Genomic DNA, 16,184 nt, shown 5'->3' with positions numbered 1-16,184 from the left:
CTGTATTCCGCCGATCGACCGCGCAGGGTGCGCCGGTGACGGCCGCTGCCGCCCCGCTGCCGTCGCGCACCCCCGGCGCCACGCTCGGCGAGGCGGTCGATGCGTTGCGCGCCGCCCGCGCCGATTGGCGCACGCGGCAGACCCCGGCCCGCGCCGCCGCCGCCTTCCCCTCGCGCGGCGCGATCGAGCGAATCGTCCTGCTCCTCGCCGAGGCGCTCTATCCCCGCCGTCTCGGCCTGCAGCAGATCGCACCGGCGGACGAGGACCGGTTCGTCGCCGCCAAGCTCGGCAGCGCCTTCACCGAGCTGGAGCGCGAGATCGGCCATGAGCTCGGCTATTGGCAGACGGAGGCGCGCACCGCCTTCGATCCCGACCAGGCCGCGACGATCGTCCGCCTGTTCGCCGACACGCTCGGCGACATCCGCCGGCTGATCGACAGCGATGTCGAGGCTGCCTTCCTCGGCGACCCCGCCGCGGGCAGCACCGACGAGATCCTCGTCTGCTATCCCGGCGCGATCGCCAGCCTGCACCATCGCATCGCGCATCAATTGTACGACCTCGGCGCGCCGATCGTCGCGCGGCTGATCTCCGAACTCGCCAACGAACGCACCGGGATCGACATCCATCCGGGCGCGCGGATCGGCGAACGCTTCTTCATCGATCACGGCACCGGCGTCGTCATCGGCGAAACCGCGATCGTCGGCACCGGCGTGCGCCTCTACCAGCATGTCACGCTCGGTGCGCGCAGTCCGCTCGGCGCCGCGCGGCGCGGTCCGCGCGAACGTTATGCCCGCCATCCGATCGTCGGCGACGACGTCGTCATCTATGCGGGGGCGACGATCCTCGGCCGGGTGACGATCGGCGCGGGCGCGACGATCGGCGGCAACGTCTGGCTGCTCGACGACGTGCCGCCCGGCGGCGTGGTGGTGCAGCCCGAAGCGAAGTTGCTCGCGCCCTCCGCCGGCCATGCGTTGCGCGACACGCTCGTCGCGGCGGTGGTGTGATGGGACGCCGCGCCGATCCAGAACGACGCCCGGTCATCGGCGTGCTCTGCTGCAGCGAGATGGCGGAGCGTCCGGTGCAGGCCGTCGCCAGCCGCTTCGTCGCGCCGCTTACCCGCCTCGCCGGTGCGACGGTGCTGCTCGTCCCCGCCCTGCCCGACGCCACCGATGTCGCGACGCTCACCGCGGTGCTCGACGGGCTGCTGCTGACCGGATCGCGCTCGCACGTCGCGCCGTGGCGCTATGGCGCGCGGCCGCTGCCCGACGACCAGATCGTCGACGAGGATCGCGACGAGGTCGCGCTGGCGCTCGCCGGCGGGATGATCGAGGCGGGCAAACCCGTGTTCGGCATCTGCCGCGGCCTGCAGGAGATCAACGTCCTGTTCGGCGGCAGCCTGTGCGCCGCCGCCGACGCCGGCCGCCATCATCGCGGCGCCTGGTCGGGCGATTACGATTCGCTGTTCCACCACGGCCACGACGTCGAACTGTGCGCGCGCGGCCGGCTGGCCGACGCCACCGGCGTGCAGCGGGTGCGGGTCAATTCGGTCCACCAGCAAGGCATCGACCGTCTCGGCAGCGGCCTGACGGTGGAGGCGATCGCGGCGGACGACGGGCTGATCGAAGCCGTCTCGGCGCGGCCGTGCGGGGCCGACGTGCTCGGCGTCCAATGGCATCCCGAATGGGATACGGCGAACTCTCCTGCGAGCCGCGCCTTCTTTTCCCTGATCGGCGCCGGCCTGCGCGGCGGCACCGACCCAGTTTCAACACGGAGGACTGAATGAAGATCACGATCCTGGCTCCGGCGCTTGCGCTCGCTGCCCTGAGCCTCGCCGCCTGCGGCCCCAAGACCGACGCCGGCAACAATGCCGCCGCCACCGACACGCTGACCCTCAACGAGGAAGGCGACGCCGGCTTGAGCAACAGCGGCGACTTCGCCACCGGTAACGACATCACGCTCGCCAACGACGCGGCCGCCGACAATGCGCTCGCGCCGGCCGCGGGCAACGCACTCTAGGCTTTCGGTTCGACGAACACGCCAGGTCAGCTCCCTAGGCGTAGACTGCGGCTCGACATTGCTGGTGTCGGGCCGCTTTTTTGCGTGCGACGCCGCTCCGTGTCACGGGCGGGCGCATCGCAGCGGCGAGCAGCCTTCGCTGCCCGCCGCCTTGGCCTCACAGTTTCTCGGTCAGCTCCGGAACGACCTTGAACAGGTCGCCGACCAGGCCGATGTCCGCGACCTGGAAGATCGGCGCATCCTCGTCCTTGTTGATCGCGACGATGACCTTCGAATCCTTCATCCCCGCGAGATGCTGGATCGCGCCCGAAATGCCGACCGCGATATAGACTTCCGGGGCGACGATCTTGCCGGTCTGGCCGACCTGATAGTCGTTGGGGACATAGCCCGCATCGACCGCGGCGCGGCTCGCACCGACGCCGGCGCCGAGCTTGTCGGCGAGCGGCTCGATGATCGAATGGAAGTTCTCGCCATTCTGCAGCGCCCGGCCACCCGAGACGATGATCTTGGCGCTCGTCAGCTCGGGCCGCGCGTTCTGCGCGATCTCGGCGTTGACGAAGCGCGACACGCCGGTGTCGCCCTGCGACGCCACCGCCTCGATCTCGCCCGATCCGCCCTCGGTCGCCGCCTTTTCGAAGGCGGTGCCGCGAACGGTGATCACCTTCTTGGCGTCCGACGACTGGACCGTCGCGATCGCATTGCCGGCGTAGATCGGCCGCGTGAACGTGTCTTCGCTCTCGACCGACAGGATGTCGCTGATCTGCATCACGTCGAGCAGCGCGGCGACGCGCGGCGCGACGTTCTTGCCGGTGGTGGTCGACGGCGCGACGAAGGCGTCGTGATGCCCCATCAGCTCGACGACGAGCGGCGCGATATTCTCGGCCAGCGCATGCGCGTAGGCGGCATCGTCGGCGACGTGCACCTTGCCGACGCCGGCGATCTTCGCCGCCGCCTGCGCGACGCTGTCGACGCCCTCGCCGGCGACCAGCAGATGGACCTCGCCGAGCTGCGACGCGGCGGTCACCGCGGCGAGCGTGGCATCCTTGACGGCGCTGCCGTCGTGTTCGACCCAGACGAGCGTCTTCACTTGGCAATCCCCATCGCATGCAGCTTGGTGACGAGTTCGTCGACATCGGCGACCTTGACGCCCGCCTGGCGCTTGCCCGGCTCGACGACCTTCAGCGTGGTCAGCCGCGACGTGACGTCGACGCCGTAATCGGCGGCGGTCTTCTGCGCGAGCGGCTTCGACTTGGCCTTCATGATGTTGGGCAGCGACGCATAGCGCGGCTCGTTGAGGCGCAGGTCGGTGGTGACGATCGCCGGCAGCGGAAACGAATCGGTCTCAAGCCCGCCGTCGACCTCGCGCGTCACCGTCACGGTGCCGTCGCCCAGCTCGACCTTCGACGCGAACGTGCCCTGGCCCCAGCCGAGCAGGCCGGCGAGCATCTGGCCGGTCTGGTTGTTGTCGTCGTCGATCGCCTGCTTGCCGAGGATGACCAGCTGCGGCTGCTCCTCCTCGACGATCTTGGCGAGGATCTTGGCGACGCCGAGCGGCTCGACCTTGGTGTCGCTATTGACGAGGATCGCCCGGTCGGCGCCCATCGCCAGCGCGGTGCGCAGCGTCTCCTGCGCCTTGGGCTCGCCGATCGAGACGACGACGATCTCGGTGACGCCCTTGTCCTTCAGGCGGATGGCTTCTTCCACGGCGATCTCGTCGAACGGATTCATGCTCATCTTGACGTTCGCCAGATCAACACCCGTCCCGTCCGCCTTCACGCGGGGCTTCACGTTGTAGTCAAGCACGCGCTTGACCGGCACCAGCACCTTCATCAGCTTCCTTCCGATTGCGCCCTCGACACCCGTTTCCGGCGTCGCATCGGCGGGTGAGATGGCTATTTTCCGCGGCTTTCGCAAGTCCGGTACGGGAAATGCCGCTTGCCGTAGCGGCAGTCTTCCTATGCCAAACGAATCGGGCCCGGACATGATGCCCGGGCCCGAAGATTTTTACGCATCTTCTTCCCCGCGCGGGGAAGCGCGACGGATCACGCCGCCTTCTGCACCTCGGCGACGATCTTCTTGGCGGCATCGCCCAGGTCGTTCGCCGGCACGATCGCGAGGCCCGAATTGGCGAGGATGTCCTTGCCGGCCTGCACGTTGGTGCCTTCGAGGCGGACGACGAGCGGCACCGACAAATTCACTTCCTTCGCCGCGGCAACGATGCCCTCGGCGATGATGTCGCACTTCATGATGCCGCCGAAGATGTTGACGAGGATGCCCTTCACCGCCGGATCGGCGAGGATGATCTTGAACGCCGCAGTCACCTTCTCCTTGTTGGCGCCGCCGCCGACATCGAGGAAGTTGGCCGGGAACATGCCGTTGAGCTTGATGATGTCCATCGTCGCCATCGCGAGGCCGGCGCCATTGACCATGCAGCCGATATCGCCGTCGAGCTTGATGTAGGCGAGGTCGTACTTCGATGCCTCCAGCTCCATCGCATCCTCTTCGGTGGTGTCGCGCAGCTCCATCAGGTCCTTGTGACGGAACATCGCGTTGCCGTCGAAGCCGACCTTGGCGTCGAGGACCATCAGCTTGCCGTCGTCGGTGACGGCGAGCGGGTTGATCTCGATCTGCTCGGCGTCGGTGCCGAGGAAGGCGTCGTACAGCTTTGACGCGACGTTGGCGGCCTGCTTGGCGAGGTCGCCGGTCAGCTCGAGCGCGGCGGCGACGGCGCGGCCGTGATGCGGCATGAAGCCGGTCGCGGCGTCGATGTCGATGCTGTGGATCTTCTCGGGCGTGTCGTGGGCGACGGTTTCGATGTCCATGCCACCCTCGGTCGAGGCGACCATCGAGACGCGGCCGGTTGCGCGGTTGACGAGCAGCGCGAGGTAGAATTCCTTGGCGATGTCGACGCCGTCGGTCACGTACAGGCGGTTGACCTGCTTGCCGGCGTCGCCGGTCTGGATCGTCACCAGCGTGTTGCCGAGCATGTCGGTCGCCGCGGCGCGAACCTCCTCGGCGGTCTTGGCGAGGCGTACGCCGCCCTTGGCGTCCGGGCCCAATTCCTTGAACTTGCCCTTGCCGCGGCCGCCGGCGTGGATCTGCGCCTTGACGACGTAGAGCGGTCCGGGAAGCTTCTCGGTGGCTGCGACGGCCTCTTCGACGCTGAGCGCGGCGAAACCGGCGGGAACGGGGACGCCGAACTTGGCGAGCAGTTCCTTGGCTTGATATTCGTGGATGTTCATGGCCTGCCTCGCGTTATGCTATGAAGAGGAGATTGGTGCGGCCTTTTGCACAGGCGGCGCGCCGAATCCACCCCGGATCGACAACCACGTTCGATCGTTATTGCAATCGCATCGCATTAGACGGAGCGCTTATGCCCTGGCTCCACGGCATCCCCCTCTTCCTCGTCACCGTGATTGGCATGGAGGCGTTCGCTTATGCCGCGCACCGCTGGGTGATGCACGGCCCGGGCTGGTTCCTGCACGCGAGCCATCATCGCAAGCGGACAGGCGTATGGGAGCTCAACGACCTCTATGCCGCGATCTTCGCGGTGCCGTCGTTCGTCCTGCTGCTCGGCGGGCTGCAATGGGGCTGGTGGCCGGGATTCGTCTGGATCGGCGCGGGGATCGCCGCTTACGGCGCGATCTACTTCGGTTTCCACGACATCATCGTCCACCAGCGGATCCCGACGCGCTATCTGCCGAGATCGGCGTACATGCGGCGCATCGTCCAGGCGCACCGGCTGCATCACGTCGTCGAGACGCGCGAGGGCAACGTCAGCTTCGGCTTCCTCGTCGCGCCGCGGCCCGAAGACCTCAAGGCCGAACTCAAACGGCGTGGTCGCCAGGGGGTGCGCGCACCGGCCGCGGAGCAGACGTTGGCAGAAAAGTAACCAATCGCTGCCAGTGTCCGGGTCATGGAACAGCCGACTTTCACGCCACCCTATGATCCGGCCGAGCCGGGTGAGGAAGCCCGTCAGGCGCTGCGCAAGTCGGTCAAGATGCGGGCGCATCTGCGCGACCGCGGCCAGACGCGATTCGAGATCGAGGTGACCGATCTGTCGCTCTCGGGCTTCCGTGCCGAGACGAGCTTCACGCTCTGGCCGGGCACGGTGGTGTGGCTGACGCTGCCGGGCCTCGCGGGGCTTGAGGCGGTGGTCGCGTGGCGCGACAAATTCAAATACGGCTGCGCCTTCGCCAAGCCGCTGCATCCGGCGGTGTTCGACCATATCGTCGCGCTCTCGCAGCGCTGAGCGGCACGCAACAACGGGGGCTGTCGCTTACTCCGTGCTGCCCTGGCACAAACGAGACAGCGCGGCGGCCGTCAATCGAACAGCGATGACACGCTGGTCTCGTCGGCGATTCGCTTGATCGCCTCGCCGAGCAGCGGCGCGATCGGCAGGTGGCGGATCTTGGCGGCCTTGCCGATCGATTCGTGATTGCCGATCGAATCGGTGATCACCAGCTCGCGCAGCGCCGAGCCCTCGACCCGCGCCACCGCGCCGCCCGACAGCACGCCATGCGTGACATAGGCGACGACATCCTCCGCCCCCGCCTCGCGCAGCGCCGCGGCGGCGTTGCACAGCGTACCCGCCGAATCGACGATATCGTCGATCAGGATGCAGAAGCGCCCCTCGACGTCGCCGATGATGTTCATCACCTCCGATTCGCCGGCGCGTTCGCGCCGCTTGTCGACGATCGCCAGCGGCGCATTGTCGAGTCGCTTGGCGAGCTGGCGCGCGCGCACCACGCCGCCGACGTCGGGCGAGACGACCATCAGGTTCTTGCCCTTGAAGCGCGCGTTGATATCCGCGCTCATCACCGGCGCGGCATAGAGATTGTCGGTCGGAATATCGAAAAAGCCCTGGATCTGACCGGCATGCAGGTCAACCGACAGCACGCGGTCGGCCCCGGCGACGGTAATCAGATTGGCGACCAGCTTGGCCGAGATCGGCGTGCGCGGGCCCGGCTTCCGATCCTGCCGGGCATAGCCCATATAGGGGATCACCGCGGTGATCCGCCGCGCCGACGCGCGCTTGAGCGCGTCGATCATGATGAGCATTTCCATGAGGTTGTCGTTGGCCGGGAAGCCGGTCGACTGGAGCACGAAGACGTCCTCGCCGCGTACGTTCTCCTGGATCTCGACGAAGATCTCCTCGTCGGCGAAGCGGCGGACCAGTGCATCGGTCAGCGGGATCTCGAGATAGGCCGCCACCGCCCGCGCGAGCGGAAGGTTCGAATTGCCGGTCATCAATTTCATTGGTCAGCTCCCGCCCGTATCGCCCCGCGCCTTAGAGCCACCGTCACAAAATCGAAAGCATCGAGACGCGAAGGCCACATGCTTGTCGCCGCGCGGCCGACTGACTAGGCCCCGCCCATGACCGTCACCACCCGCTTCGCTCCCTCGCCCACCGGCATGCTGCACGTCGGCAACATCCGGGCGGCGCTGCACAATTGGATGTTCGCGCGGGGTCAGGGCGGGCGTTTCGTGCTGCGCATCGACGATACCGATGCCGAACGGTCGGAAGAGCGATTCGTCGCGGCGATCCGCGCCGATCTCGGCTGGCTCGGCCTGACGCCCGACACCGAGGTGCGCCAGTCGGAGCGATTCGCGCTCTACCAGCAGCGGTTCGACGCGCTGGTCGCGGCGGGGCGGATCTATCCCGCCTATGAAACCGCGCAGGAGCTCGACCTCAAGCGCAAGATCCTGCTCGGCCGCGGCCTGCCGCCGGTCTACGACCGCGCCGCGCTCGCGTTGGACGCAGCGGCGCGCGCAGCGCTCGAAGCCGACGGCATCCGCCCGCACTGGCGCTTCAAGCTCGACCATGACGCGCCGATCGCCTGGGACGATCTGATCCGTGGCCCGCAGAGCTTCGATCCGAAGACGATGAGCGATCCGGTGATCCGCCGCGCCGACGGTTCGTGGCTGTATATGCTGCCCTCGGCGATCGACGACGCCGATCTCGGCATCACGCATGTCGTCCGCGGCGAGGACCATGTCTCCAACACCGCGCTGCAATTGCAGATGTTCGACGCGATGGAAGTGACGCCGCCCCGCTTCGCGCACGAGGCGCTGCTGACCGGTGCGGAGGGCAAATTGTCGAAGCGGCTGGGCTCGCTCGGCGTCGATCATTTCCGCGAGGCGGGGATCGAGCCGCAGGCGGTGATCGCCCTGCTCGCGCGGATCGGCACCAGCGATCCGGTCGAGCCGCTCGCCGATCCCGCGCCGCTGATCGCCGCGTTCGACTTCGCGCGCTTCGGCCGGGCGCCGGCGCGGTTCGACGAAGCGGAACTGGCGCAGGTCAATGCGCGCATCGTCCATCAATTGCCGTTCGATGCCGTCGCCGATCGCCTGCCCGCCGGCATGGGCGCGGCGGAATGGGATGCGGTACGCCCCAATCTCACCCGCGTCGCCGAGGCGGCGGACTGGTGGCAGGTGATCGAGGGGCCGATCGCCGCACCGGCGTTCGACGACGAGACGCACGCCTATCTGGCGCAGGCCGCCGCCGCCGCGGAGGCGATCGACTGGGCGGGCGACCCGTGGCACGCGCTCACCGCCACGCTCAAGGACACGACCGGCCGCAAGGGCAAGGCACTGTTCCTGCCGTTGCGGCAGGCGCTGACTGGCCGCGATCACGGCCCGGACATGGCGGCGCTGCTGCCGCTGATCGGGCGCGAGCGCACGCTGGCGCGGCTGTCCGCCTAAGCCGGCAGCTTACCAACCATCCGTCATGGCGAGGTCATCCGCACCGGTGCAGGATCACTTGACGTCGTAACGATACAACGTACCATCCCCTTACTGCAGGAGAATCGATCGAGTCGCACCCCTTCAAGGAGACGGACGATGTACGCCGACCGCTACGCCCAGCCGACCCGTTTCAACCCCGGCGGCCTCACCGCCGCGATCGCGATCAACGCCGCGCTGGTCGCCGCGCTGATGTTCGCCGGTCCGAAGATCCTGCCTGGCGCTCCCGAGCATGTGCTCGAAACCCGCAACATCCCGCTCGACCCGCCGCCGCCCGAACGACCGGTGCCGCAGCCCCGGCCGCAGGAGCGGGTCGCCAACCATCCGACCGAGCAGATCATCGCGCCGATCCCGCCGATCGCAATCCCGTCGACCTCGGACTTCACCACCAGCGCCGTCGACCCGACCCCGCCCGCCGGTCCGACGATCGGCACCGACCCCGGCCCGGCCGCCGCCGAGCCGGTCGCCCCGCCATTGCCGCCGCTGGTAGGGCCGCAGATCGACCCGCGCTATGCCGACGCCTTCCAGCCGGTCTATCCCGCCGTCGAGCGCCGCGCCAACCGCGACGGCCGCGTCACGGTGCGCGTGCTGATCGGCACCGACGGCCGGGTGAAGCAGATCGAGCGGCTCAGCGCGACCAGCGACGCCTTCTGGCAAGCGACGATGGAGCGCGCCACCCGCGCCTGGCGCTTCAAACCCGCCACCCGCGGCAGCGTGCCGGTCGAGGCGTGGCGGACGATGACGCTGACCTTCCGCATGGAGGATGCGGACTGAGGCGCGCGGTCGTCCCACCCGTCGCGTCCCCCGGGGGGCTGGCCTCGCCGCCCCCCGTCACCTATCTTGCCGCCATGCAGTTCTTCCGCCGCTTCTCGCCGCTCCACGCCTTTCGCGACCTGCGTTTCTTCCTGTCGCAGCGCGAGCCGCGCGATCTCGGCTTTCTGGTGGCGGCGATGGCGGTGACCGGCTTCTTCGTCTACGCCTTCATGCGCAACGACATCCCGCCCGAGCCGTATCAGCCCAACATCATCTACTTCAAGAATTACGCCGCCAATCGCACCGATGCGCAGATCAAGGCGCAGCAGGAGATCGACAAGGTCGAGCAGGACCAGCGCATCGCCGCGCAAAAGGCGCGCGAGGAGAAATTGCGCAGCCAGTTCAAGACGGTCGACGACGCGATGTCCAAGTGGGGGCTGTAAGTAGCGGCGACGACGCGCGCTGGATGGGCGCGGCGCTCGCGCTCGCCGAACGGACGCGCGGCCGTACCGCGCCCAATCCCAACGTCGGCTGCATCCTCGTCGCGGACGATCGCGTCGTTGGCCGGGGCTGGACGCAGCCCGGCGGCCGGCCGCATGCCGAGGCGATGGCGCTCGCCGCCGCTGGCGCGGCTGCGCGTGGCGCCACCGCCTATGTGACGCTCGAACCCTGTGCGCATGTCTCGCCGCGCGGCCCCGCCTGCGCCGACCTGCTCGTCGCCGCAGGCGTTGCGCGGGTGGTCGTGGCGCTCGGCGATCCCGATCCGCGCACCGACGGCGCGGGCATCGCGCGGCTGCACGACGCGGGGATCGCCGTCACGACCGGAGTACGCGCCGAGGACGCCGCGCGCAGCATGGCCGGCTTTCTGAAACGCCGGCGCCTCGCCCGGCCGTTCGTGACGCTCAAGCTCGCCACCTCGCTCGACGGCCGCATCGCATTGCCCGACGGCAGCAGCCGCTGGATCACCGGCGCCGAGGCGCGCGCCCACGTGCATCTCGAACGCAGCCGGCACGAGGCGATCCTCGTCGGGCGCGGCACGTGGGAAACGGACGTGCCGAGCCTCGACGTGCGGCTGCCGGGGCTGGAAGAGCGCAGCCCGTTGCGGGTCATCCTGTCGTCTCGCCCTCACCCTTCCGCGCCTGCGGCGCTCCCTCCCTCTCCCAATGGGAGAGGGAAAAGGCGCGCAGCGCCGAAGGGCGAGGGTGAGCGCGAGACGGTATCGATCGACTCGCCTGTCGCCATCGCCACCCTCCCCGCCGACCATATCCTCGTCGAGGGCGGCGCGGCGACCGCCGCCGCCTTTCTCCGCGCCGATCTGGTCGATCGCCTGCTGCTCTACCGCGCGCCGATCCTGATCGGCGCGGGCAAGGCGGCGCTCGGCGACCTCGGCATAGCCGATCTTGGCACCACCCATGGTCGCTGGCGGTTGCACGATGCGCGCGACCTTGGCACCGACCGTCTCGAGGTCTACGAGCGCACCCCATGTTCACCGGCATAGTCAGCGATATCGGCACCATCGAGACGGTCGAGGTCCGCGGCGACACGCGCGTCCGCATCGCCACCGCTTATGATACCGAGACGATCGACCTCGGCGCATCGATCGCCTGTTCGGGCGTCTGCCTGACCGTCATCGACAAGGGGCAGGAGGGGGATCGCGGCTGGTTCGACGTGCAGGCGTCGGGCGAGACGATCGCGCGCACCGCCCGCGATCAATGGACGGCAGGTCGCCGCCTCAACCTCGAGCGCGCGATGAAGCTCGGCGACGAGCTTGGGGGTCATATCGTCACCGGCCATGTCGACGGCATCGCCGAGGTGTTCGACGTCACGCCGGACGGCGAATCGCATCGCATCGGCTTCGCCGTCCCGGCGGCGCTCGCGCCGTTCATCGCCCCCAAGGGCTCGATCACGATCGACGGCGTCTCGCTGACCGTCAACGGCGTCGAGGACGACGGCGCGACGACCCGCTTCTGGATCAACCTCATCCCCCACACGCAGGCGGTCACCACGCTCGGCGGCCTCACCGAGGGGCAGGCGGTCAATATCGAGATCGACGTGCTCGCCCGCTATCTGCAACGCATGGAGCATTATCGTGGCCGCTAAACCCGAGCTGGGGCGTCTGCGTCACGCCTTTCTGTCCTCGCCCGAGGAGATCATCGACGAGGCGCGCAACGGCCGGATGTTCATCCTCGTCGACGACGAGGATCGTGAGAACGAGGGCGACCTCGTCGTCCCCGCGCAGATGGCGACGCCCGAGAAGATCAACTTCATGGCCAAGCACGGCCGCGGCCTGATCTGCCTCGCGCTGACCAAGAAGCGCGTCGACGAGCTCGGCCTGACGCTGATGAGCCGCAACAACGGCACGCGCTACGAGACCGCCTTCACCACCTCGATCGAGGCGCGCGATGGCGTCACCACCGGCATCTCCGCCGCCGACCGGGCGCGCACCATCGCAGTGGCGATCGATTCGTCGAAGGCGCGCGACGAGATCGTCACCCCCGGCCACGTCTTCCCGCTGGTCGCACGCGACGGCGGCGTGCTGGTGCGCACCGGTCATACCGAGGCGGCGGTCGACGTGTCGCGGCTCGCCGGGCTCAACCCCTCGGGCGTGATCTGCGAGATCATGAACGAGGACGGGACGATGGCCCGGCTCGACGACCTCGTCACCTTCGCGCAGTTCCACAATCTCAAGATCGGCACGATCCGCGACCTCATCGCCTATCGCCGCCGCTACGACCATCTCGTCGAGAAGCGGGCCGAGGCGCGCTTCACCAGCGAATGGGGCGGCGAATGGACCGCGCTCACCTTCTGGAACAAGGCGACCGGCACCGAGCAGATCGCGCTGGTCAAGGGTAAGGTCGATCCGGCGAAGCCGACCCTGGTGCGGATGCACGCGCTGTCGCCCTTCGCCGACATCTTCGGCGAGAATGGCGCACGCGAGGGGCTGCTGCGCCGGTCGATGGAGATCATCGCGGAGGAGGGCGCCGGCGTGATCGTCGTCATCAACCGTCCGCGCGCCGACCAGTTCACCGTCGCGCTCCAGGCCAAGGCCGGGACGCTGCCGGCGGCCGACATGGAGGAATTGCGCGACTATGGCGTCGGCGCGATGATCCTGACCGAGCTCGGCGTCGAGGAAATGGTGCTGCTCACCAACACCCACCACACGTTGGTCGGGCTCGACGGCTATGGCCTGTCGATCGTCGGCGAACGGGCAATCGAGACGGACGACTGACATGGCGCATATCCTCATCGTCGAAGCGCGCTTCTACGACCATCTCAACGACATGCTGCTCGCCGGCGCCCGCGCGGCGATCGAGGCGGCGGGCCATAGCCACGAGACGGTGACCGTGCCGGGCGCGTTAGAGGTACCGGGCGCGATCGCGCTGGCGGCGGATACCGACCGGTATGACGCGTTCGTCGCGCTGGGCGTCGTGATCCGCGGCGAGACCTATCATTTCGAGATCGTCTCGAACGAAAGCGCGCGCGGCATCATGGCGCTGACGCTCGACGGTCTGGCGATCGGCAACGGCATCCTGACCACCGAAAACGAGGCGCAGGCGATCGCCCGCGCCGACCCGGCGGAGCTCGACAAGGGTGCCGGCGCGGCACAGGCGGCGCTGGCGATGCTCGCATTGCGCGAGCGGCTGGCGTAATTACGTAAGGGTTTTGGCGCGCAGAGACGCGGGGACGCAGAGGGGTTTCGCCCGCTACGGCGGCCACGGCCCCGGCAAAATTCCGCACCGCTCACTCTGCCCAGATGTCTTCTGAGCCTTCGCGCGAACATTGATCCACGCGAAGGCGCGAAGGTGTCGTCCTCGTGCCGACGCCATGCCCCGATCCGCCGTCATGCGACGAGCAGGCTGACGCCTGCGCCACCCACACCCCCTTCGCGTCTTCGCGTCTTCGCGCGAACCAAAAAAGACCCGGTACGTCGCCGTACCGGGTCAAGGTCGTCCGCAGGAGGAACATCGTGGGGGGCGGAGGTCTCATGCCCCCGCCCCCGATAGGATCAATTATAGGCGCGCTCGCCGTGCTCGCCGAGGTCGAGGCCTTCCTGCTCGACTTCGGGAGCGACACGCAGGCCGGTGATCGCCTTGGCGACGAGGATCGCGATGACGGTGCCGATCGACGCCCAGACGACGGTGGTGACCACCGCTTCGATCTGGACGAGCAGCTTGGCGCCCATCGCATAATCCGCCGCACCCGGCCCGCCGAGCGACGGCGCATAGACGATGCCGGTGCCGATTGCGCCGATCATGCCGCCGACGCCGTGCACGCCGAAGGCGTCGAGCGCGTCGTCATAGCCGAGCTTCGGCTTGAGCACCGAGACCGCGAAGAAGCAGACCACCGAGGCGACGGCGCCGAGCACGATCGCGCCGAACGGCCCCGAATTGCCCGCCGCCGGCGTGACGGCGACCAGCCCGGCGATGATGCCCGAGCAGAAGCCCAGCGCCGACCCCTTGTGACCGCGCGCCCGCTCGACCAGCATCCAGAACAGCCCGCCCGAAGCGGTGGCGACGAAGGTGTTGAGCATCGCCAGCCCCGCCGAACCATTGGCCTCCAGCGCCGAACCGGCGTTGAAGCCGAACCAGCCGACCCAGAGCAGGCCGGTGCCGACCCCGGTCAGCGTCAGCGAATGCGGCGGCATCGGCGTGGTGGGATAACCCATCCGCTTGCCGAGCATGATCGAGGCGACCAGCGCCGAGACGCCGGCGTTGATGTGGACGACGGTGCCGCCGGCGAAATCCAGCGCGCCTGCCTTGAAGAACACGCCCGACGACGCCCAGACCATGTGCGCGATCGGGAAATAGACGATCGTCAGCCACACCGCGGCGAACACCATCACGGCGCTGAACTTCATCCGCTCGACCACCGATCCCAGCACCAGCGCAACGGTGATCGCCGCGAAGGTCATCTGGAAGCAGATGAAGACATATTCGGGGATCTCGACCCCGGCGGTGAAGGTCGCCGCCTGCGACGAGGCGGTGACGCCCTTGAGGAACGCCTTGTCGAGGCTGCCGATGACGTTCGACAGGCCGCCGGTGACGTCGGGGCCGAAGGCGAGGCTGTAGCCGTACATCACCCACAGCAGCATCGCCAGGCAGGCAACCGCGCCGATCTGCGTCATCGTCGACAGCATGTTCTTGGAGCGGGTCAGACCGCCGTAGAACAGCGCGAGGCCGGGCAGGATCATCATCATGACGAGGACCGTCGAGGTCATCATCCAGGCGGTGTCGCCCTTGTTCACCGTCGCGGCCGGCGCGGCGGCGGCGGGCGCCTGCAAGGCGGCGTCCTGCGCCCAAGCGGGCAGAGCGGCGAACGCGAGGGCGGCAAGCCCCGCGGTGCCGGCGATCTTCAATCCGTGCTTCATCCTGTTACCCCCCTCAGAGCGCCGAATCGTCGGTTTCGCCGGTGCGGATGCGCACCGCCTGACCGACGTCGAGCACGAAGATCTTGCCATCGCCGATCGCGCCGGTGTTCGCCGATGCCTGCACCGCCTCGACGACGCGGTCGGCGAGATCACCCGGACAGACCACCTCGATCTTGATCTTGGGCACCATGTTGGTGCTGTATTCGGCGCCGCGGTAGATTTCGGTCTGGCCCTTCTGACGGCCGAACCCCTTGACCTCGGTAACCGTCATCCCCGCCACCCCCAACGTGGTGAGCGCTTCCCTCACCTCGTCGAGCTTGAACGGCTTAATGATCGCAATGACCAGCTTCATCCCTGCCCCCTCGATTGTCCGAGGGGTACGTCGCAATCATCGTGCCAATCGCTGAAAGGGGGATATAGGCGTGCTTTGTGACGCGTCGTGGGGTTTGCCCGTTAGATAATTGTGCAGATGCGAGAGACTGCCTTAAAATTGGGCAGCATCGACGATCGCTTTGGCGGCATCGACATCTTCGTCATCGACCATCACTCGTACCGGGATCAGCAGATAGCTGCCGTCGGCGATGCTCGCCCCGCCGTCGAAGGCGATCGCATCGATCCCCTCGGAGTCGAGCCGCCCGACGATGATATTGGCGAGGTTGCGATCGTAGCGACCCAGTTCGACGAGGCTCATGAGACATCCCTCTATGGTCGCACGGCCACCCCTTGACGTCCGTTGACCGGCAGACCCATCGTCCATATCATCAGGTCATGGCAAGTACGCTCGACCTGCCGCTGAAGAGCACGCGTCAAATGAGCGTGACTGAAGTTCGCGCCGAGGCCGCGCGCTTCGGCGTCGCCCATGACGACGATGTCGAGTCCCTACGCGCAGCCTTGAAACATGAACTCGATCATCGCTGGCGCGAGCAGAGTCGCGAGTGGGCGGAGGCCGTCAATCGCTGGGTGGAACAGAACGGGTTGCCGCTGGAAAAGTATCGGCTGTTCTGATGGCGCAGTTCGACGTGTATCGCACGCCGGACGGCCAGCTTATCCTCGATTGTCAGGCGGACTCGCTAGGGTTTCTCGGCAGCCGTCTCGTCGTACCGTTGATGCGGCTTGAGGAAGCGCCGCCTCGCCGTGCGCGTCTCAATCCGATGTTCGACATAGAAGGGGAACGCTATGCGATGGTCACGCAATTCGCCGCAGCATTGAGCCGCGGCGCGTTGCAAACCTACATAGCCGATCTCAGCGCTTATCGCTTCGACATTATCGGCGCATTCGACATGATGCTGACGGGGGTGTGACG

Annotated in this window: 21 protein-coding genes; 14 read left to right on the top strand and 7 right to left on the bottom strand. The window is 67.8% G+C overall.

Annotated elements, in window-relative coordinates; all coding sequences use genetic code 11:
- Positions 1-35: 35 nt before the first annotated feature.
- From epsC to FFS23_RS09485, 3 genes are read left to right on the top strand one after another with little or no spacing between them, the layout of a single operon-like run.
- A complete protein-coding gene (epsC, locus tag FFS23_RS09495) occupies positions 36-1,004 on the top strand; it encodes a serine O-acetyltransferase EpsC (protein WP_137898417.1) in 969 nt (322 codons plus the stop codon).
- Positions 1,004-1,783, top strand: coding sequence for a gamma-glutamyl-gamma-aminobutyrate hydrolase family protein (locus FFS23_RS09490; RefSeq protein ID WP_171009438.1), 780 nt, complete (start codon positions 1,004-1,006; stop codon positions 1,781-1,783). The genes epsC and FFS23_RS09490 overlap by 1 nt, the downstream gene beginning before the upstream one ends.
- Positions 1,780-2,016, top strand: coding sequence for a hypothetical protein (locus FFS23_RS09485; RefSeq protein WP_038664143.1), 237 nt, complete (start codon positions 1,780-1,782; stop codon positions 2,014-2,016). The genes FFS23_RS09490 and FFS23_RS09485 overlap by 4 nt, the downstream gene beginning before the upstream one ends.
- A gap of 157 nt (positions 2,017-2,173) precedes the next feature.
- Here the strand turns inward: FFS23_RS09485 and FFS23_RS09480 are convergent, their stop codons facing one another.
- From FFS23_RS09480 to sucC, 3 genes are all read right to left on the bottom strand, one after another.
- The gene (locus FFS23_RS09480; RefSeq protein ID WP_137898416.1) at positions 2,174-3,103 is read right to left on the bottom strand and encodes an electron transfer flavoprotein subunit alpha/FixB family protein; all 930 of its coding nucleotides are present in this window, start codon (positions 3,101-3,103) and stop codon (positions 2,174-2,176) included.
- The gene (locus FFS23_RS09475; protein WP_137898415.1) at positions 3,100-3,846 is read right to left on the bottom strand and encodes an electron transfer flavoprotein subunit beta/FixA family protein; all 747 of its coding nucleotides are present in this window, start codon (positions 3,844-3,846) and stop codon (positions 3,100-3,102) included. Before FFS23_RS09475 ends, FFS23_RS09480 begins: the two co-directional genes overlap by 4 nt.
- 212 nt (positions 3,847-4,058) lie before the next feature.
- Positions 4,059-5,258, bottom strand: a complete 1,200-nt coding sequence (gene sucC, locus FFS23_RS09470) for an ADP-forming succinate--CoA ligase subunit beta (protein ID WP_137898414.1) — start codon at positions 5,256-5,258, stop codon at positions 4,059-4,061.
- 131 nt (positions 5,259-5,389) lie between these two features.
- Between sucC and FFS23_RS09465 the strand changes: the two genes are divergently transcribed.
- The gene (locus FFS23_RS09465) at positions 5,390-5,908 is read left to right on the top strand and encodes a sterol desaturase family protein (protein WP_137898413.1); all 519 of its coding nucleotides are present in this window, start codon (positions 5,390-5,392) and stop codon (positions 5,906-5,908) included.
- A gap of 24 nt (positions 5,909-5,932) precedes the next feature.
- Positions 5,933-6,268: a PilZ domain-containing protein gene (locus FFS23_RS09460; protein WP_137898412.1), complete on the top strand. Its 336-nt coding sequence runs from the start codon at positions 5,933-5,935 to the stop codon at positions 6,266-6,268.
- Positions 6,269-6,339: 71 nt separating this feature from the next.
- Here the strand turns inward: FFS23_RS09460 and FFS23_RS09455 are convergent, their stop codons facing one another.
- The gene (locus tag FFS23_RS09455) at positions 6,340-7,275 is read right to left on the bottom strand and encodes a ribose-phosphate pyrophosphokinase (protein WP_137898411.1); all 936 of its coding nucleotides are present in this window, start codon (positions 7,273-7,275) and stop codon (positions 6,340-6,342) included.
- A gap of 117 nt (positions 7,276-7,392) precedes the next feature.
- Here FFS23_RS09455 and gltX point away from each other — a divergent pair, with 117 nt between their 5' ends.
- The 7 genes from gltX (at position 7,393) to ribH (ending at position 13,163) form a co-directional block, all read left to right on the top strand.
- A complete protein-coding gene (gene gltX, locus FFS23_RS09450; RefSeq protein WP_137898410.1) occupies positions 7,393-8,721 on the top strand; it encodes a glutamate--tRNA ligase in 1,329 nt (442 codons plus the stop codon).
- A gap of 138 nt (positions 8,722-8,859) precedes the next feature.
- Positions 8,860-9,534: an energy transducer TonB gene (locus FFS23_RS09445; RefSeq protein ID WP_137898409.1), complete on the top strand. Its 675-nt coding sequence runs from the start codon at positions 8,860-8,862 to the stop codon at positions 9,532-9,534.
- 74 nt (positions 9,535-9,608) lie between these two features.
- A complete protein-coding gene (locus tag FFS23_RS09440; protein ID WP_038664169.1) occupies positions 9,609-9,956 on the top strand; it encodes a hypothetical protein in 348 nt (115 codons plus the stop codon).
- A gap of 23 nt (positions 9,957-9,979) precedes the next feature.
- The gene (gene ribD, locus FFS23_RS09435) at positions 9,980-11,011 is read left to right on the top strand and encodes a bifunctional diaminohydroxyphosphoribosylaminopyrimidine deaminase/5-amino-6-(5-phosphoribosylamino)uracil reductase RibD (protein WP_137898445.1); all 1,032 of its coding nucleotides are present in this window, start codon (positions 9,980-9,982) and stop codon (positions 11,009-11,011) included.
- Positions 10,996-11,613 carry a riboflavin synthase gene (locus FFS23_RS09430; RefSeq protein ID WP_137898408.1) on the top strand — a complete coding sequence of 206 codons (618 nt, stop codon included), beginning with the start codon at positions 10,996-10,998 and terminating at the stop codon, positions 11,611-11,613. Before ribD ends, FFS23_RS09430 begins: the two co-directional genes overlap by 16 nt.
- A complete protein-coding gene (gene ribB / locus FFS23_RS09425) occupies positions 11,603-12,742 on the top strand; it encodes a 3,4-dihydroxy-2-butanone-4-phosphate synthase (RefSeq protein WP_137898407.1) in 1,140 nt (379 codons plus the stop codon). The genes FFS23_RS09430 and ribB overlap by 11 nt, the downstream gene beginning before the upstream one ends.
- A 1-nt stretch (position 12,743) precedes the next feature.
- On the top strand, positions 12,744-13,163 hold the full coding sequence (gene ribH / locus FFS23_RS09420; RefSeq protein ID WP_137898406.1) for a 6,7-dimethyl-8-ribityllumazine synthase: 420 nt from the start codon (positions 12,744-12,746) through the stop codon (positions 13,161-13,163).
- A 356-nt stretch (positions 13,164-13,519) separates the two neighbouring features.
- Here ribH and FFS23_RS09415 read toward each other — a convergent pair whose 3' ends face one another.
- From FFS23_RS09415 to FFS23_RS09405, 3 genes are all read right to left on the bottom strand, one after another.
- A complete protein-coding gene (locus FFS23_RS09415; protein ID WP_137898405.1) occupies positions 13,520-14,881 on the bottom strand; it encodes an ammonium transporter in 1,362 nt (453 codons plus the stop codon).
- A gap of 13 nt (positions 14,882-14,894) precedes the next feature.
- Positions 14,895-15,233 (bottom strand): P-II family nitrogen regulator, encoded by a 339-nt coding sequence (locus FFS23_RS09410; protein WP_137898404.1) that lies wholly within the window; start codon positions 15,231-15,233, stop codon positions 14,895-14,897.
- A 132-nt stretch (positions 15,234-15,365) separates the two neighbouring features.
- Positions 15,366-15,572, bottom strand: a complete 207-nt coding sequence (locus FFS23_RS09405) for a putative signal transducing protein (protein ID WP_038664189.1) — start codon at positions 15,570-15,572, stop codon at positions 15,366-15,368.
- Positions 15,573-15,649: 77 nt separating this feature from the next.
- Here FFS23_RS09405 and FFS23_RS09400 point away from each other — a divergent pair, with 77 nt between their 5' ends.
- A complete protein-coding gene (locus FFS23_RS09400; RefSeq protein WP_081974439.1) occupies positions 15,650-15,886 on the top strand; it encodes a type II toxin-antitoxin system CcdA family antitoxin in 237 nt (78 codons plus the stop codon).
- On the top strand, positions 15,886-16,182 hold the full coding sequence (locus FFS23_RS09395) for a CcdB family protein (protein WP_038664191.1): 297 nt from the start codon (positions 15,886-15,888) through the stop codon (positions 16,180-16,182). The genes FFS23_RS09400 and FFS23_RS09395 overlap by 1 nt, the downstream gene beginning before the upstream one ends.
- Positions 16,183-16,184: the final 2 nt, after the last annotated feature.

Origin of the sequence: Sphingomonas sp. 2SG, from assembly GCF_005503285.1 — a bacterium.
In the GTDB taxonomy this organism is placed as follows: domain Bacteria; phylum Pseudomonadota; class Alphaproteobacteria; order Sphingomonadales; family Sphingomonadaceae; genus Sphingomonas; species Sphingomonas taxi.
This window is presented reverse-complemented; position numbering and strand designations above follow the sequence as displayed.

What these genes read in the sequence shown, in the direction of transcription:
- FFS23_RS09490 (WP_171009438.1), top strand. Translation starts at nt 1,004, where the DNA reads ATGGGACGCCGCGCCGATCCAGAACGACGCCCGGTCATCGGCGTGCTC.
- FFS23_RS09485 (WP_038664143.1), top strand. Translation starts at nt 1,780, where the DNA reads ATGAAGATCACGATCCTGGCTCCGGCGCTTGCGCTCGCTGCCCTGAGC.
- FFS23_RS09475 (WP_137898415.1), bottom strand. Translation starts at nt 3,846, where the DNA reads ATGAAGGTGCTGGTGCCGGTCAAGCGCGTGCTTGACTACAACGTGAAG.
- sucC (WP_137898414.1), bottom strand. Translation starts at nt 5,258, where the DNA reads ATGAACATCCACGAATATCAAGCCAAGGAACTGCTCGCCAAGTTCGGC.
- FFS23_RS09465 (WP_137898413.1), top strand. Translation starts at nt 5,390, where the DNA reads ATGCCCTGGCTCCACGGCATCCCCCTCTTCCTCGTCACCGTGATTGGC.
- FFS23_RS09460 (WP_137898412.1), top strand. Translation starts at nt 5,933, where the DNA reads ATGGAACAGCCGACTTTCACGCCACCCTATGATCCGGCCGAGCCGGGT.
- FFS23_RS09455 (WP_137898411.1), bottom strand. Translation starts at nt 7,275, where the DNA reads ATGAAATTGATGACCGGCAATTCGAACCTTCCGCTCGCGCGGGCGGTG.
- gltX (WP_137898410.1), top strand. Translation starts at nt 7,393, where the DNA reads ATGACCGTCACCACCCGCTTCGCTCCCTCGCCCACCGGCATGCTGCAC.
- FFS23_RS09445 (WP_137898409.1), top strand. Translation starts at nt 8,860, where the DNA reads ATGTACGCCGACCGCTACGCCCAGCCGACCCGTTTCAACCCCGGCGGC.
- FFS23_RS09440 (WP_038664169.1), top strand. Translation starts at nt 9,609, where the DNA reads ATGCAGTTCTTCCGCCGCTTCTCGCCGCTCCACGCCTTTCGCGACCTG.
- ribD (WP_137898445.1), top strand. Translation starts at nt 9,980, where the DNA reads ATGGGCGCGGCGCTCGCGCTCGCCGAACGGACGCGCGGCCGTACCGCG.
- FFS23_RS09430 (WP_137898408.1), top strand. Translation starts at nt 10,996, where the DNA reads ATGTTCACCGGCATAGTCAGCGATATCGGCACCATCGAGACGGTCGAG.
- ribH (WP_137898406.1), top strand. Translation starts at nt 12,744, where the DNA reads ATGGCGCATATCCTCATCGTCGAAGCGCGCTTCTACGACCATCTCAAC.
- FFS23_RS09415 (WP_137898405.1), bottom strand. Translation starts at nt 14,881, where the DNA reads ATGAAGCACGGATTGAAGATCGCCGGCACCGCGGGGCTTGCCGCCCTC.
- FFS23_RS09410 (WP_137898404.1), bottom strand. Translation starts at nt 15,233, where the DNA reads ATGAAGCTGGTCATTGCGATCATTAAGCCGTTCAAGCTCGACGAGGTG.
- FFS23_RS09405 (WP_038664189.1), bottom strand. Translation starts at nt 15,572, where the DNA reads ATGAGCCTCGTCGAACTGGGTCGCTACGATCGCAACCTCGCCAATATC.
- FFS23_RS09400 (WP_081974439.1), top strand. Translation starts at nt 15,650, where the DNA reads ATGGCAAGTACGCTCGACCTGCCGCTGAAGAGCACGCGTCAAATGAGC.
- FFS23_RS09395 (WP_038664191.1), top strand. Translation starts at nt 15,886, where the DNA reads ATGGCGCAGTTCGACGTGTATCGCACGCCGGACGGCCAGCTTATCCTC.